This is a genomic window from Acinetobacter sp. WCHA55 (genome assembly GCF_002165305.2).
GTDB lineage: Bacteria > Pseudomonadota > Gammaproteobacteria > Pseudomonadales > Moraxellaceae > Acinetobacter.
Genome location: NZ_CP032286.1, coordinates 2,122,777 through 2,136,457, shown reverse-complemented (window position 1 = coordinate 2,136,457; position 13,681 = coordinate 2,122,777). Strand labels below are relative to the sequence as shown.

12 protein-coding genes are annotated in these 13,681 nt (G+C 40.8%); 8 read left to right on the top strand and 4 right to left on the bottom strand.

The window, feature by feature from the left end:
- Positions 1-4 precede the first annotated feature (4 nt).
- Entirely contained in the window at positions 5-574 is a 570-nt protein-coding gene (locus CDG62_RS13170) for a PilZ domain-containing protein (RefSeq protein WP_087526908.1), read from the bottom strand.
- A 24-nt stretch (positions 575-598) separates the two neighbouring features.
- On the opposite strand from CDG62_RS13170, the gene CDG62_RS13165 reads away from it, so the two are divergent.
- The 3 genes from CDG62_RS13165 to CDG62_RS13155 all read left to right on the top strand — a co-directional run bounded on the left by CDG62_RS13165 (position 599) and on the right by CDG62_RS13155 (position 5,079).
- Entirely contained in the window at positions 599-1,834 is a 1,236-nt protein-coding gene (locus CDG62_RS13165; RefSeq protein WP_087526909.1) for a lipoprotein-releasing ABC transporter permease subunit, read from the top strand.
- Positions 1,827-2,510 (top strand): lipoprotein-releasing ABC transporter ATP-binding protein LolD, encoded by a 684-nt coding sequence (gene lolD, locus CDG62_RS13160; protein ID WP_087526910.1) that lies wholly within the window; start codon positions 1,827-1,829, stop codon positions 2,508-2,510. Before CDG62_RS13165 ends, lolD begins: the two co-directional genes overlap by 8 nt.
- Before the next feature lie 100 nt (positions 2,511-2,610).
- Positions 2,611-5,079, top strand: coding sequence for a DNA internalization-related competence protein ComEC/Rec2 (locus tag CDG62_RS13155; protein WP_087526911.1), 2,469 nt, complete (start codon positions 2,611-2,613; stop codon positions 5,077-5,079).
- On the opposite strand, the gene CDG62_RS13150 is transcribed toward CDG62_RS13155, so the two are convergent.
- Complete coding sequence (locus CDG62_RS13150; RefSeq protein ID WP_087526912.1) at positions 4,979-5,968, bottom strand: lysophospholipid acyltransferase family protein; 990 nt, start codon at positions 5,966-5,968, stop codon at positions 4,979-4,981. The genes CDG62_RS13155 and CDG62_RS13150 overlap by 101 nt on opposite strands.
- 127 nt (positions 5,969-6,095) lie before the next feature.
- On the opposite strand from CDG62_RS13150, the gene sppA reads away from it, so the two are divergent.
- Both sppA and CDG62_RS13140 read left to right on the top strand, forming a co-directional pair.
- A complete protein-coding gene (gene sppA, locus CDG62_RS13145) occupies positions 6,096-7,115 on the top strand; it encodes a signal peptide peptidase SppA (protein ID WP_087526913.1) in 1,020 nt (339 codons plus the stop codon).
- Positions 7,112-7,912, top strand: coding sequence for an alpha/beta fold hydrolase (locus CDG62_RS13140; protein WP_087526914.1), 801 nt, complete (start codon positions 7,112-7,114; stop codon positions 7,910-7,912). Before sppA ends, CDG62_RS13140 begins: the two co-directional genes overlap by 4 nt.
- 51 nt (positions 7,913-7,963) lie before the next feature.
- Here the strand turns inward: CDG62_RS13140 and purN are convergent, their stop codons facing one another.
- Both purN and purM read right to left on the bottom strand, forming a co-directional pair.
- The gene (purN, locus tag CDG62_RS13135; RefSeq protein WP_087526915.1) at positions 7,964-8,593 is read right to left on the bottom strand and encodes a phosphoribosylglycinamide formyltransferase; all 630 of its coding nucleotides are present in this window, start codon (positions 8,591-8,593) and stop codon (positions 7,964-7,966) included.
- Positions 8,594-8,598: 5 nt separating this feature from the next.
- Entirely contained in the window at positions 8,599-9,669 is a 1,071-nt protein-coding gene (gene purM, locus CDG62_RS13130; RefSeq protein WP_087526916.1) for a phosphoribosylformylglycinamidine cyclo-ligase, read from the bottom strand.
- Positions 9,670-9,801: 132 nt separating this feature from the next.
- Here purM and cxpE point away from each other — a divergent pair, with 132 nt between their 5' ends.
- The 3 genes from cxpE to rbtA all read left to right on the top strand — a co-directional run bounded on the left by cxpE (position 9,802) and on the right by rbtA (position 13,670).
- Complete coding sequence (cxpE, locus tag CDG62_RS13125; RefSeq protein ID WP_087526917.1) at positions 9,802-11,022, top strand: chloramphenicol efflux transporter CxpE; 1,221 nt, start codon at positions 9,802-9,804, stop codon at positions 11,020-11,022.
- Positions 11,023-11,037: 15 nt separating this feature from the next.
- Entirely contained in the window at positions 11,038-11,742 is a 705-nt protein-coding gene (gene hda, locus CDG62_RS13120; RefSeq protein ID WP_058869325.1) for a DnaA regulatory inactivator Hda, read from the top strand.
- Positions 11,743-11,864: 122 nt separating this feature from the next.
- Positions 11,865-13,670, top strand: a complete 1,806-nt coding sequence (gene rbtA, locus CDG62_RS13115) for a rhombotarget A (protein WP_087526918.1) — start codon at positions 11,865-11,867, stop codon at positions 13,668-13,670.
- Positions 13,671-13,681 lie beyond the last annotated feature (11 nt).

Genomic DNA, 13,681 nt, shown 5'->3' with positions numbered 1-13,681 from the left:
GGCTTTAATGATCTTCGACAGCCAAAGAAATACAGTCAGCCAATTTGACACGATCTTGCGGGTGCAAGGTAATAAAGTATGCTCCCGTACGATATTTATCATTTTCTTCTGCGTTGCTATACACCACTTGTGCAATGGCTGCAATATGGAAGAAGTTTTCAGGGTGGCTCAAGGTTAAGTGGATATAAGTACCATCTTGAATTTGTTTTTCACTATAGAAACTCAAACCACTTTCTGAAAAGTTCACATGTTCAGGCGTAGGTAACATGGTTTGTACAATTGTGTCATACAAAGACCCCGTGATCAGGTTTAATTTTTGATTAAATAGGGATAATATTCGAGCAATTTGTTGATCTTTTTCAGATAATTGTTCTAATTCGTAGTTTAGGGCATGATCAAATTGATCTAATTCTGCGAGTAGTAGAAAATAGCGTGGCAAAACAAAATTAGGATCGTAAGGGTCATTCAGGGCAACATCATCAGAAATGATCTGATAGTTAATTCTCAAGGCCGCATCGATTCGTGACATCACACGACGTTCCGTTTGAACGTTTTGATGCTGTAAATTTTCCATAATTATGACCTCGGACTAGATGGTATGTTTAAACCAATCTCGCTGTATATAGGGTTGAGATATACTCGCGCACGGCGTAGCAACCACTTTATTTCTTTTATTGCACTGGTTTCGATGATCGGTCTGACACTGGGTGTGGCTGTACTTATTACAGTCTTATCTGTAATGAATGGTTTCGACCGAGAACTGAAAACACGTGTACTTGGAATGATACCTCAAGCTACTGTTTCTTCAACACAAATTTTAACAGATTGGCCTGAACTTGCAAAAAAAATTGAGACAAAGGAACACGTCACAGGCGTAGCACCTTTTACTCAATTGCAGGGAATGCTTACGGCACAAGGCCAAGTGGCTGGAATTATGGTCACGGGGATTGAACCTCAATATGAAAAAAAGGTTTCAATTATTCAAGACCACATGGTTGAAGGTGGTATTGATAACTTAAAAAAAGGTGAGTTTGGTATTGTTTTAGGCAAACAAATGACCGATGCCTTAGGTTTAGGTTTAAATGATAGTGTGACTTTGGTTTTACCTGAGGCAACGCCATCTCCAGCGGGTGTGGTACCGCGTTTTAAACGTTTCAAAATTGTGGGCATTTTCAGCATTGGTGCTGAGGTCGATTCGATGATGGGCTATATTGCCTTGAATGATGCATCAACTCTGTTACGTTTACCTGATGGTGCACAAGGCATTCGCCTGAAATTGGATGATATTTTTGCAGCACCTAAAGTGGCTGATGAAATTGTGATGGATCTGCCAAGCGGTTTTTATGCCTCGAATTGGACCTATACTCACGGAAATTTGTTTAGTGCGATCCAAATGGAAAAGGCCATGGTGAGCTTATTACTCTTCCTGATTGTCTTGGTGGCTGCATTTAATATTGTGTCGTCCTTGGTGATGGTCGTGACCGATAAAAAATCGGATATTGCGATTCTACGAACATTGGGTGCTTCACCTGCAACTATTACTCGTATTTTTATGGTTCAAGGTACGATTATTGGTGTGATTGGTACGGTATCGGGCGCAATTCTCGGCATTGTTTTCGCCTCTGGCATTAGTAGTTTTGTGGGTTGGTTAAACAATGTGATGGGGCTTCATCTGTTTGATGCATACTTTATCAATTACTTACCATCGTATTTAAGATGGCAAGATGTATTAACCATTGTGTCCCTGTCTTTAATTTTAAGTTTCCTTGCAACTATTTATCCTGCAATGCGTGCTGCAAAAATCCAACCTGCGGAGGCATTACGCTATGAGTAAAATTGTTTTAGAAGCACAAAATATTGAAAAGCATTTTACTGATGGTAAGTCGACTGTTGAGGTGATTAAAGGTCTCTCTCTACAAGTCACAGCAGGTGAATTTGTCTCGATTGTGGGTTCGAGTGGTTCGGGTAAAAGTACGTTGTTGCATGTATTGGGTGGTTTAGACCGTCCGAGTTCAGGGCAGGTATTTTTACAGGGTAGTCGTTTTGACAGTTTGAATGAAGCTGAGCGTGGCTATTTACGTAATCAACACTTAGGTTTTGTTTACCAGTTCCATCATCTGTTGCCTGAGTTTACGGCTTTAGAAAATGTGGCTATGCCACTGATGTTACGTCAAGGTACCAACTTTAAAGACGTACAAAAGCAAGCCGAATACTTACTTGAACGCGTTGGGTTGACGCACCGCTTAACCCATAAACCGGGTGAACTTTCAGGTGGGGAACGTCAACGCGTTGCCTTGGCGCGTGCATTGGTGGCCAAGCCAGCATTAATGATGGCAGATGAACCGACAGGTAATTTAGATCGGAAAACAGCAAGTAAAATTTTTGAGTTGCTGATGGATTTACGTCAGGAGTTCAACATGGCCATGTTGATCGTGACACATGATGAACAACTGGCTCAGTCTGCGGATTCTATTTTGCATATGCAAGATGGTCTTTGGGTCAATGAATAGGCTGAGTGCCGATAAAAATATGAGATAAAGCCACTATCTATTGAAGCCCACTTCGGTGGGCTTTATTATGGCGCCAATAAAAAAATAACTGAATAAAAGAATGAAGTTTTTATATGCTGCTTGGATTGTAGGAATTGCATTGATGGGGCAGACCGTTTCCATTCTAAATCACCTTTTTTATCCAGCGCTGATTTCAGTCATCATACTTTTGCCCTTACAGCTTTTTCTCTTTCAACACAAACATACATTTATTTTGCAGTTTATTCGCGGGCTGATTTGTTCCGTGCTGTTTTTAACTGCGGGATATTATTATGCACAATCGGCCTTGCAACAGCGTCTAGTCTACAAAGAAACAAAAGTTGAAGATGCTGAAGTCATTGTTTATATCGCAAAAATTAACCAACTAGGTGCTGAGACTATTCAGCAAGAAATACAGGTCTTGAACCGACATGAGCAACCAGTGCAATGGTTGAGTTTTCAAAAAAGGATTTCGGATGAGCAAGCGGTCTTAGAACTTGGGAAATACTACCGACTGACAGGGGAAACTCGTCCTGCGCATAGTTATGCAGTGCAAGGCGTATTCGATATTGAGCAGTGGTATTTGCAGCGTAATCTTATGTCGGGTTTCAAACTTAAGCAAATACAACCCTTATCTGAGGCTGAGATTTTCGCATTAGGCTATGCCAGCCATTTAAGAAAACAGCAAGCCGTATTCAAGCAACTCCAGCTAGGTATAGAGCAGCAGCGTTTAAAGATACGCAACTTTATTTATATACAGCCTTTAAGTCATAAGGGCCTAATTCTAGCACTCCTGACTGGGGATGAGAGTTTCTTAGATAAAGAGACGACAGCATTTTTTCAACGTTTTGGTATTAGTCATTTTTTGGCAATATCAGGACCGCATGTACTCATCTTTGCCGTGATGTTGTGTTGGCTGTTGCAAAAGGTGCTAAATCGTTATTGGCCACAGATTTTTCTCAAAATCCCACGACCTTATGCGTTGTTACTACCATTTTGTTGCTGCGTATTGCTGTATTGTGCCTTTGTTGGTTTTGAAATTCCTGCACTTCGTACTTTACTCAGTTGTTTCTGTTTAAGTGTGTTGATTTGGCTTAGGCAGATAATTTCATCTTTGACGTTACTCTTATTGAGTGCATCACTCCTTTTATTGTTTGATCCTTTTTCGATTCTTTCGGCGGCCTTCTGGTTGTCTTATGGTGCATGCTTTGTGCTTTTACGCATTTATCAAACCACGATTCGACTCGACTTGAGTCACCCACAGTCTTGGCAGAAAAAACTCGTTTTTAGCCTAAAACTTTTGGTTGAGTCACAGTGGAAAATATTTGTGGCTCTGATGCCTTTGGTGATTATTTTCTTCAAGCAAATCTCATGGGTGAGCCCGATCAGTAACCTTGTGGCTATTCCATTGATTAGTTTATTGGTTGTACCACTAGAGGTTTTGGCAGCATTTACTTTTTATCTTTTTGAACCGCTGAGTAGCCTTTTGTTTCAGTTGGCAGATTGGGTGCTAGTATTTTTATTAGGCATATTCAATGTGTTGGATGCACTACTACCGATTAGGTTGTACCCGATTGCGCTCAATACTTGGCAAATCATTTTACTGATTGTGCTCTTAATCATTGTTTTTATGCCTAAACCGAGTCTACCAAAATCATGGCTCGTACTAGGTTTGATTCCTTTGTTGGGGTTCAGTAGTCAAAACCGTCCTTTTGAGTTGATCGTACTGGATGTCGGTCAGGGACAAGCAGTGTATATGCAACATGGGCAACAGCGTGCCATGATTGATGTTGGTGGCTCTTATGATGAATTGAAGTTTAGCGTTGCTAAGCAGATTATTCAGCCATTTTTATCGAAGCAGGGTGTGAGCCAATTAGATCAGCTGATACTTACACATTTGGATCAAGATCATAGTGGCAGTTATGCCACATTAAAAAATGAGTTGTCGATTAATCAGGTTTACTCTAATCAGCAACTAGATGTGGCAAATAGGTCAAACTTTAACTATTGTCAACAAGGTCAGATCTGGCATTGGTCTGAACAAGTCGAAATCAAAATTTTGTCACCGAAAGCCAATCAATTGGTACAAGTACCCTATCAGCAAAACGAGCTATCTTGTGTGGTCTATATACAGGTGAAGGATGTACAGCCTTATCAGTATTTTTTGATTATGGGGGATGCAGGGTGGCAAACCGAGTATCAATTATTACAGGATTATCCAAACTTAAGAGTTGATGTATTGATCTTGGGCCATCATGGCAGTCGACATAGTTCAGCCTATGCATTTTTAAAACATTATCAACCGAAATTAGCAATTGCCTCAGCAGGGTTCAATAACCGCTATGGGCATCCAAGTACAGTAACGCAAGCTCGTTTGGAAGCTTTAAACATCCCGCTCTTAACAACAGTAGAGCAGGGCAGTATTGGTTTTATTGTGCAGCCTACAGGGCTTATTGAACTGACGACACAACGTCAGACTCGACAGTGGTTGCAGTCGACTGATTCTGTTGTTCCATACGCAATTGCTCTAAACGCATCACAGCCTCATTAAATGGAAGGTTATACAGTGTCCGAAGTTTGGGGTTGGCTTTAAAGCGTTTATAGGTCCAATGATAATGCTCAGGATAACGATGAACCAAGTCCTCAATGGCTTGGTGAATGACGAAGGTACCATCATTGGCTGTACCTTGATAAATACTTTCGTTGATTTCTTCAATGTACATATCAAAGCCATCGTCATTACGAATAGCATAGAGCAGTAAAGCTTTGGCTTTGGTTTTTTGAATCAGTTTAGCGCTCAAGTTACTTGTAGCCAAAGGAAAGCCAAAATAAGGAATCATTTCCCCACCTTGTTTTGGGGTATGATCGGGTAGAATTACGGTCGTCCCCCCTTGTTTGAGTGCCTTAAAAATTTGACGTACCCCTGATTCATCGGTAGGGACAAGATGAGCGCCTTCACGACTGCGCGCCTCACGAACAAATAAGTCAGCACCAGGGTCCTTAACTGGCTTGTACATAATGGTCATTTCAGTAAATTGGGCGACATAACTATTCATAATTTCCCAAGTCCCAAAATGAGGTACAATTAAGACTAAGCCTTTCTGAGCATTAAGTGCCTCATGTAGCAAATGTTCGCCATGTACTTTTTGGACGCGTTCAATATTTTTCTGATTGCTTGAACCCCAAATACTAAAAAACTCAAAATAGGTGGTCAGTTCATTACGTACTGCTTGCTTCGCAATCACTTCGCGTCGTTCATCACTCAGCTCAGGCAGTGCAATTTTTAAATTGAGCCTGAGAGCATCATTGTTTTTACTGATTTTTAAAAGATTGACTAAGCCTGCTAAACCTTTAGCAAAAAAACGTGCAAATTTAATAGGTTGTTTGCTTACAAAATGCAGTAAACGATAAGTCGAGTTTTGCTCTTGTGCTTTAGTCATTCTTTAGAGTCAATAGTGTATGTGAATAAAAACATAAAATATTATAGGCTAAAATAAACTGTTTCGACAGTTTTCTACAAATCAGTGTATATAATGAGGGCAATTTTATTCAAGTTTGGATTGTTATATGTCCGATTGGCCACCAAAACCAGAAAATGAAACGCCGAAACAACAGCCTGTACATGAACAACCGACAGGAAACGAATGGAAACTTTTAGAGAAAGCAGTTTTAGCTTCCGTTGAAGAACAACGTCGTGCACGTCGCTGGGGTATCTTTTTCAAATGTCTAACTTTTGCTTATCTTTTATTTATTCTATTTGCCATGACTAAGAGCTGTTCGACCAGTGGTACGGATGCAACTGCATCTAAACATATAGCTGTAGTTGATATTGTTGGTACCATTGCCGCTGATGAGCAAAGCGTAAACAGTGATGACACGATTAAATCATTAAAGAAAGCTTTTGAAAATAAACAAAGCCAAGCGGTGGTGCTCAATATTAACTCACCAGGTGGCTCTCCGGTTCAGTCGGATGAAATCTGGCAAGAAATTCAATATTTGAAAAAAGCGCATAGCGATAAAAAATTGTATGCGGTGATTGGTGATACAGGTGCATCAGGTGCTTACTATATCGCATCTGCTGCTGATGAAATTTTGGTGAATCCATCGAGTTTAGTGGGTTCAATCGGTGTGATTATGCCGAACTATGGGGTGAATGGCCTCATGCAAAAACTGGGTGTTGAAGACCGCACTATGACCTCTGGTCAAAACAAAGCTTTATTGTCAATGACACAACCCGTTAACCCTGCGCAGCGTGCACATGTTCAAGGTGTACTTGATAATGTACACGAGCATTTTATTAATGCTGTAAAACAAGGTCGTGGTAAAAAGTTAAAGTCGAATGATCCTGCACTCTTCTCAGGTCTTTTCTGGACAGGGGATCAGGCGGTCAAACTGGGTATTGCGGATCGTATTGGTAATTTACATACTTTAAAACGTGAACTCAATACCGATAAGGCAATGGATTATACTGTAGTACATAGCCCACTAGACGCTGTATTAGGCCGTTTAGGTGCGTCGATGGGGGCAGGTTTTGCATCCTCACTTTCAAATCAAATACAAACTGAACAGACCACGAAACTCCAATGAAGCCATTAATTCATTTTGCGCACGCCAATGGCGTGCCTTCTAAGGTCTATCAGAAATTATTTGATTTATTGTCAGATCAGTATGATGTGATCTATGTCCCATTATTGGGTCCAGATAAAAGCTACCCGATTGATAACCATTGGAAAAGCTTAACTCAGCAAGTGATTGACAGTATTGTTCGTCAGGCGCAGGGACGTAAAGTGATTGGTTTAGGACATTCATTAGGATCAGTGCTGACGTTTCAGGCGGCATTACAGCGTCCTGATTTATTTGAACAAGTCATCATGATGGACCCTCCTTTGATTATGGGCAAAGCCTCGTTTGCATTACACTTTGCAAAGATGTTCAAGTTGAAAATGGTTGATTCCATGTCACCAGCAGCACTATCTTTACGGCGTCGTGACCATTGGAAAAGTCGTGAACAGGCAGCTGAACTTTTACGTCCAAAAGGTTTTTATAAGGACTTTGATCCAGACTGCTTTCAAGCTTATATTGACTATGCTTTAACGGAAGATCGTGTCCGTGGCGGTGTTGAACTTACAATTGCAAAAATGGATGAAGTTCATATTTTTAGGACCAATCCGTCTTTATGGTGGCTACCTCAGGGCAAACCACAAGTACCCATGCATTTAATGATTGCTGAAAATGGCCCTTTTATTGGTCCAGGGTTTCCACAAATAGTGAAAAAGAAATTTGGCATTCCTTATCAAATTGTTGAGGGGAGTCATATGTTTCCTTTGGAGCGACCAGAGGAAACGGTTATTCTGATTAAGAGGCTAATTCAAGGAAAGGTTTAATAGCATCTTTCAGCAACCATAAAAAAAACGCCTCCAAAGAGGCGTTTTTTTTCAAAATTTGCAAAACTGAATTGGCTCGTGCATCAATGTATTGCGGTAGAGAACACCTTGGTCTGTATGCTGAATTGTTTGTATGCAAATCCACTCTACCACTTGCGGGTAGATGATATGCTCAAGCATATGTACACGTTGAGCCAAACTGTTCACACAATCATGTGAACTGACTTTCAGTACACCTTGTGCTAAAGCTTGACCTGCGTCGAGTTCAACCGTCACATAGTGTACGGTACAACCATGCAGTTGATCGCCAGTATTTAGTACGCGCTGATGGGTATGCATACCTTTGTAATGCGGTAGAAGAGAAGGGTGAATGTTAATCATTTTCCCTTCCCAAGCACTAACAAATTTCTCACTTAAAATACGCATAAAGCCAGCAAGAACCACTAGATCAACATCCCAATCGAGCAATTGTTGATGCATGACATCATCAAAGGCTTCACGATGAGGATACTGTTTGTGCTCAAAGACTGCTGTTGCAATACCTGCATTTTCAGCACGCTGTAGCGCATAGGCTTCAGGTTTGTTGGAAATCACACCCACAATTTGGCCTGATAGATTGGCATCAATCAAGGCTTGAAGGTTTGATCCACTTCCTGAAACCAAAACAGCAATTTTAATCATATGACTTAAGCGAATATCACGCGGATTTTTTCGTCTGCGCCTTCAACTGACTCAGCATTGTCAGCGATATGTCCCATAGTGAAAGCTTTTTCACCAAGGTTATTGAGGAGTTCAACTGTTTTGGCAGCATCGGCAGCATCGACAACTAAGACCATGCCTACGCCACAGTTGAATGTACGATACATTTCGAACTGTTCAACACCACCTTCACGTTGAAGAAGTTTAAACAATTCTGGCCATTCCCAAGATGCTTCATTCACAACAGCTTGAGCACCATTCGGCAATACGCGTGGTAAGTTACCTGGTAAACCACCACCAGTAATGTGCGCCATTGCGTGTACATCAATTTCTTTTAAAAGTTGAAGAATAGGCTTCACGTAAATTCGTGTTGGTTCCATTGCAACATCAGCAAGTGGGCGGCCATCAACGATTTGCGTCAAGTCAACGTTCTTCACGTCTAAAATTTTACGAAGTAGAGAGTAACCGTTTGAGTGAGCACCGCTCGATGCAACACCAATTAAAACGTCACCCGCTTTGACTTTAGAGCCATCAATAATTTTGCTTTGCTCAACTACGCCTACACAGAAACCTGCCAAGTCGTAATCTTCGCCTTCATACATGCCAGGCATTTCGGCAGTTTCACCACCAACCAGTGCACAACCAGCAAGTTCACAGCCTGTGCCAATACCCGTAACTACGTTTGCAGCAACATCTACATTAAGATGGCCAGTTGCATAGTAGTCAAGGAAGAATAATGGCTCAGCGCCACATACAAGAAGATCGTTTACACACATTGCAACCAAGTCTTGACCAATTGTGTCATGACGGTTTAAGTTCAATGCTAAACGTAATTTTGTACCAACACCGTCTGTGCCAGATACGAGAACAGGTTCTTCATAACCTTTAGGGATTTTACAAAGTGCACCGAAGCCACCTAATCCGCCCATTACTTCAGGACGAGTAGTACGCTTCGCGACAGATTTGATACGATCGACTAACGCGTCGCCCGCTTCAATGTCGACACCTGCATCTTTGTAGCTTAAACCAGTGTTTGGGGTAGAAGTTGAGTTGCTCATAATGAAGTCTCCGCATTCGCGGGGCGATTATACCTGAATATACGAAACACATATGTTATTTCTGCGCTAAAATGTTATCTTTACTAAAATATTTTTCTCAATAACGATTAAATCTGACAAAGGCGAGATTGCATGCAAGATCGTACACTTAAACGTATTTTTATTTTGGCAGGAATCGCGCTCATACTCTGGGTGTTGTATCTACTCAAGCCTGTTGTTTTACCTTTTATTGGTGCATTTTTAGTTGCTTATCTATTCAGTCCACTGGTCGATAAACTACATAAAATTGGTTTGCCACGTTGGTTATCTATTAGTGCTGTTTTTATCGGTATTGGCGTTGTCATTACATTGGCATTTTGGTATTTGGTTCCACTGGTGTGGGAACAGCTCATGTATGCAAAGAACAGTATTCCTTCAGGTATACATTGGGCAAATTATAAATTCCTGCCTTGGTTATCTGATAGTTTTAATTTGGTCCCAATGGAATTGGATGTTGACCAGATTTCAGCTGCGATTATGGAATATGTACAGACTAATTATAGTGCAGACAGTATTCAGGCTATGATTGCCAAATTGGCTCAGTCTGGACTGAACTTCATTCAGATTGGCGGTACGGTGGTTCTGATCCCAATTATTGCATTCTATTTTTTATTAGATTGGGATCGCATGCTGGACAGTTTTCGTCGTCTTATTCCACGGCGATATGAAGAACAGACCTTAGTCATTGTTAAAGAATGTCATAGTGTACTTGGTGCTTTTGTCAAAGGTCAGTTCTTGGTCATGGTGCTCTTGGGCGTGGTCTATGCAGTGGGCTTACAGTTAATTGGACTTGAAGTAGGTTTGATTATTGGGATGGTGGCTGGGCTGTGCAGTATCATTCCTTACTTAGGTTTTGCAGTCGGGATTATTGCCGCAGTGATTGCAAGTTTATTCCAGTTTGGAATTGATTGGATGCAATTACTTTTGGTTGGTGTGGTCTTTATGATTGGTCAGGCAGTGGAAGGCTATATTCTACAACCGTTCTTGTTGGGCGATAAAATTGGTTTGTCTCCAGTTGCTGTAGTATTTGCAGTATTGGCTGGCGCACAATTGGGTGGCATTTTAGGGATGTTAATTGCATTGCCTGTAGCTGCTGTGATTGTAGTCTTATTACGACATGCACGTGAGTTTTATGAAAATAGTCCAATGTATGGTACATCTACTTATGTTGTGCAAGATTCATCTGCGGGTTCAATTACGATTGAAACCGATGAAGTCGATGTTGATATTGAACTAAAAAATCAAGCGGTAAAAGCTCAGCAAGCATCTGAAAATTCAAGTAAGATTGATCAGATAGACCATAAAGAACTTTAGGATACATAAATCAGTATGCGTCAATTGCAACTAGATATTGAACCCCAACTCGATGCTCGAATCAGTGACTTTTCTGGGCCGGGATGGGGGCATGTTATCGATGCGATTCGTCAGTTACATGCGGGTTTAATGAATCGTTTTTATGTGTATGGTGGCGCAGGATCTGGAAAAAGTCATTTACTTTCAGCAATTTGTGATTCTTATTTGGATGTGGGTAAAACGGCAATTCAAGTTTCACTGCTTGAGTTGTTGGATGCACCAACTGAAGCAATTACTTCTTTAGAGCGTTTCGATCTTGTCGCTTTAGATGATATTGAAGCCATAAGTGGTGTACCGCATTGGCAGAAAGCAGTTTTTCACCTAATCAACTACAATAATGAAGAAGGTGGTCAGTTGGTGTTCTCTTCTCGTGTTGCGCCGATTGAATTAAAACTTGAACTACCCGATTTACAATCTCGTTTAACACAAGCGGTGAGTGTAAAAGTACCCAACGGAAGTTTGTATGCTGATCGTTCTACACTGGTGATGTCGGTTTTATCGCGTCGTGGGATTCATATCGATCAACAGATTATTGATTATTTGCTTGCGCATGGGCCACATCAAACCTCGGTTTTATTACAAAGTTTAGAGCAACTGATTCAACTGCTAAAAGGTGAGAAAACCAAACTGAGTAATGCAAACCTCAGACAAATTTATGCACTCATTGACGAATATCGGTAAATCATAATATTACTTGAGAAATTGTCCGAGCTGTGACAGAGTACGAAAAATTGTTAGATATTGCAGGGATTTTGCAATCTAAGAATAAAAAGAAAAGATAAAATAAAAGCAAGGAGATCGTTATGCTCAAGAAGAGCATAGGTGTAGCTACGCTATTGGTGGCGAGTCATGCCTATTCGGGCAATATTAATGTGACTATCACTGATGATATTGTCAAAAATGACACGGAATGTTCACTTCGCGAAGCTATCGACTATATTAATCAAGGCATGCCTGAGGCGGGTTATTATGGCTGTGGGGGTAAAGATGCGATTTCCACCGTCATGCTTGAGAAAAATAAAACCTATTTACTAAATTCCCATCTTGCGATCAAAAAAGATTTAACACTCAGAACAAGTTATGACAGTTCTGTGGGGGAGGAAACAGTTCAGGGTTTAAGTAATGCTATCTTAAAAATGAATGGTTCTGACAACTTATTAAGGGTTGATAATGCTGAGAATGCTTTAATTCGTGTGTTAGTAAAAGAGGTTACTCTACAGGGCTGTGCGAAAGAATGCGGTGTGAATCAAGGTGGCTTAATTTATAATAATGAATATTTAGGTCTTGAGTACGTCAAATTAACAGGTGGTTTTGCAGGGCAAGGGGGTGCAATTTACAATGTCGCAACCTTGCTCGAAGATGGTACTAGTCGTAGTCTAGTTGAAATTCGCTCTACTTTGGTTGAACACAACCAAGCAGTACAAGGGGCAATATTGTATGGAGACGCGCCTTCTTTTCGGATTTATAATTCAGTTTTCAAAGAAAATAAAACAACAGATGCAAGCAGTGCCAACATTTACTCTGTCAATAATGCAGTGGTTAAAGAAGACACGACCTTATCCATTTTAGCATCACGTCTAGTCAGTAGTACCTTTGTGAAAAATACAGGTTATGTCGTCAATGTTCGAGATGGCATGGCTTTGAATAACTTAACGGTGGTGGGGAACAGTAAAGGGATTTATTTCAATCCATCTACGAACTTGGCTTATCTAGCCAATAGTATTGTTTTAGGGAATGCTGAAAATACCATCACGCAAAATTGTGCTGGAGATTTAAGTAAGGCAGTTCTTCAGAACAATTTAGTTACGCAAAGTGACTGTGGCAGTGGTGTGAGCTATTACCCGAATGAGTTTTGGTCTGGCGCTTTGATTGCAGGTAGTGATGTGGTGGGTGAGTGTAAAAGCATGTCTGCAGATGCTGACAGTTTATTGTGTCCTTATATTGTTCCCAACCAAAAATTTTTAGGCTATTTCCGCCCACGCATTTTAATGAGTCAGACACATTGGCTAGATTCTCCAATTGTGAACAAGGGTAAAGTGGTTGTAAACACAACGGATTCTTTAATTGGCTGTGAAAATTCAGATCAACGTGGTGTGAATCGAAATACGAATAATACCTTTTGTGACCGTGGTGCAATCGAGATTGAAGTCCCAACGACGATTAGTTTAATTGGTGAAGATCTGATTGCGGGGCAGGTAGCTAAACTTTCAGTTGCAGATCTACTCGGCGATAGTGATCTACTGTCCAAAACGGAATGTGCAAGCTTGTTCAAATCGGCTAAAGCACCAAATGGTGAAGAATGGCAACCTGGTTGTATGCGGGTGCAGCAGACTCAAACGGTATCGAAAGGTAAAGTGGTGATTGATGAACTCGGAAATATTACTTACACGCCAAATGGAGCATGGCATGGTGCTGATATTTTCAGGTTACAGTTGGTTACAACCACGACACGTTTTGATGAACATATTCCATTCGTTGAAGTGAATGTACAAATTGTACAAGAACCGCAAAATCATATGGAAAGTGACAAAATTAAAACCTCTGGGGGAAGTGCGGGTATTCTGAGCTTACTGGGGTTATTTGCTTTAATTTTGCTGCGTCGAAAATAAAAAAAGGGCAA

Bases quoted from the DNA above. Each gene is read 5' to 3' on its own strand.
- CDG62_RS13140 (WP_087526914.1), top strand. From the start codon at position 7,112: ATGAAGCCATTAATTCATTTTGCGCACGCCAATGGCGTGCCTTCTAAG.
- CDG62_RS13155 (WP_087526911.1), top strand. From the start codon at position 2,611: ATGAAGTTTTTATATGCTGCTTGGATTGTAGGAATTGCATTGATGGGG.
- purN (WP_087526915.1), bottom strand. From the start codon at position 8,593: ATGATTAAAATTGCTGTTTTGGTTTCAGGAAGTGGATCAAACCTTCAA.
- purM (WP_087526916.1), bottom strand. From the start codon at position 9,669: ATGAGCAACTCAACTTCTACCCCAAACACTGGTTTAAGCTACAAAGAT.
- cxpE (WP_087526917.1), top strand. From the start codon at position 9,802: ATGCAAGATCGTACACTTAAACGTATTTTTATTTTGGCAGGAATCGCG.
- hda (WP_058869325.1), top strand. From the start codon at position 11,038: ATGCGTCAATTGCAACTAGATATTGAACCCCAACTCGATGCTCGAATC.
- CDG62_RS13170 (WP_087526908.1), bottom strand. From the start codon at position 574: ATGGAAAATTTACAGCATCAAAACGTTCAAACGGAACGTCGTGTGATG.
- CDG62_RS13150 (WP_087526912.1), bottom strand. From the start codon at position 5,968: ATGACTAAAGCACAAGAGCAAAACTCGACTTATCGTTTACTGCATTTT.
- CDG62_RS13165 (WP_087526909.1), top strand. From the start codon at position 599: ATGTTTAAACCAATCTCGCTGTATATAGGGTTGAGATATACTCGCGCA.
- sppA (WP_087526913.1), top strand. From the start codon at position 6,096: ATGTCCGATTGGCCACCAAAACCAGAAAATGAAACGCCGAAACAACAG.
- rbtA (WP_087526918.1), top strand. From the start codon at position 11,865: ATGCTCAAGAAGAGCATAGGTGTAGCTACGCTATTGGTGGCGAGTCAT.
- lolD (WP_087526910.1), top strand. From the start codon at position 1,827: ATGAGTAAAATTGTTTTAGAAGCACAAAATATTGAAAAGCATTTTACT.